The 1,265-nt window shown below is 60.4% G+C and carries 2 protein-coding genes; both read right to left on the bottom strand.

Annotated features, from left to right (window positions below):
- Window positions 1-530: phosphotransferase (locus tag AWB68_RS45080; protein ID WP_160110202.1), on the bottom strand; the 530-nt coding region annotated here is incomplete at its 3' end.
- Between the two features lie 100 nt (window positions 531-630).
- Window positions 631-1,265 (bottom strand): NAD(P)(+) transhydrogenase (Re/Si-specific) subunit beta (locus AWB68_RS45075; protein WP_143282069.1); only part of this gene is annotated, 635 nt, incomplete at its 5' end.

Here is a 1,265-nt window from a genome sequence, read left to right as displayed (position 1 = left end):
TCTGTTTCGGCAGTGCGATATTGCTTCGTCCACAGACTGATCTGACGTTCGAAATAGTTGCCCGCGCGCCCGTAGTCTGCGAGCCCCACCTGCTCAACATCGACCTCGTGGAGCGCCGCCATCGTGCCGAGAATCGCGTCATAGCACGTCGTGCGCTGCGCTCTAGGAATTTCGGGCAGAGCCGGGTTCCAGAAGATGCGGCCTTGCTCGAAGCTCATTACATAGAACATCGTGCCAATGACATCCCGATCCTCACAGAGGTGATAGGCGCGTGCCACCGGGACGTTGGTGTTCTCAAGCGCGGTGAGCACTCGAAACTCTCGATCCACCGCGTGCGCTGATTTCAGCAGTTCTCCAGGCGGCTGACGTCGCAGTACGTAACTGCCGCTTTGTGCCTTGAGCAGGAAGGTCGGGTTGGACTGGCCGCCCGCGAACTTTTCTGCAGTCACGGGTCCCCGGAACCCCGGTATCCATTCTTCCAGATGCCCGGTCAGCCTGTCGAAATCAACCTGCTTTGTTTCACTTGTCATGATTCAGCCTTCGAACTTCGGGTTAGGCGTAAGCGCCGGCGTCGCCCGCCGCACCAACTTGCAAACTCACCTCGCGACCGATAGCGTGAAGCTGTGCTATTCAGTCGACCGCTTTCATCATCTCTTCGACGACCTTCTTCGCATCGCCGAAGACCATCATCGTCCTGTCCATATAGAACAACTCGTTGTCGAGGCCGGCGTAGCCCGCCGCCATCGACCGCTTGTTCACGATGATCGTGCGTGCCTTGTACGCTTCCAGAATCGGCATCCCGGCGATCGGCGATGTCGGATCGGTCTTGGCCGCCGGATTCACCACGTCGTTCGCGCCGAGCACCAGCACCACGTCGGTCTGGCCGAACTCGCTGTTGATGTCCTCCATCTCGTGGACGAGTTCATACGGCACTTCGGCTTCCGCCAGCAGCACGTTCATGTGCCCCGGCATCCGTCCGGCGACCGGGTGAATCGCGTAACGCACGTCGATGCCTTTTTCCACCAGCTTGTCGGTCAGTTCCTTCAGCGCGTGCTGCGCGCGGGCGACGGCAAGCCCATAACCCGGCACGATCACCACGCTCTCCGCATTGCCGAGCATGAACGCGGCGTCGTCAGCAGAGCCGGATTTGACCGGCCGTTGCTCCGTCGCACCGGCCGCCGCTGCCGAGCCGGCTTCGTTGCCGAAGCCGCCCAACAGCACGTTAAAGAACGACCGATTCATCGCGCGACACATGATGTACGACA

The sequence above is a fragment of the Caballeronia choica genome, from assembly GCF_001544535.1.
Lineage (GTDB): Bacteria > Pseudomonadota > Gammaproteobacteria > Burkholderiales > Burkholderiaceae > Caballeronia > Caballeronia choica.
The sequence above is the reverse complement of the archived record's forward strand: the minus strand, read 5'-3'. Positions and strand labels throughout refer to the sequence as shown.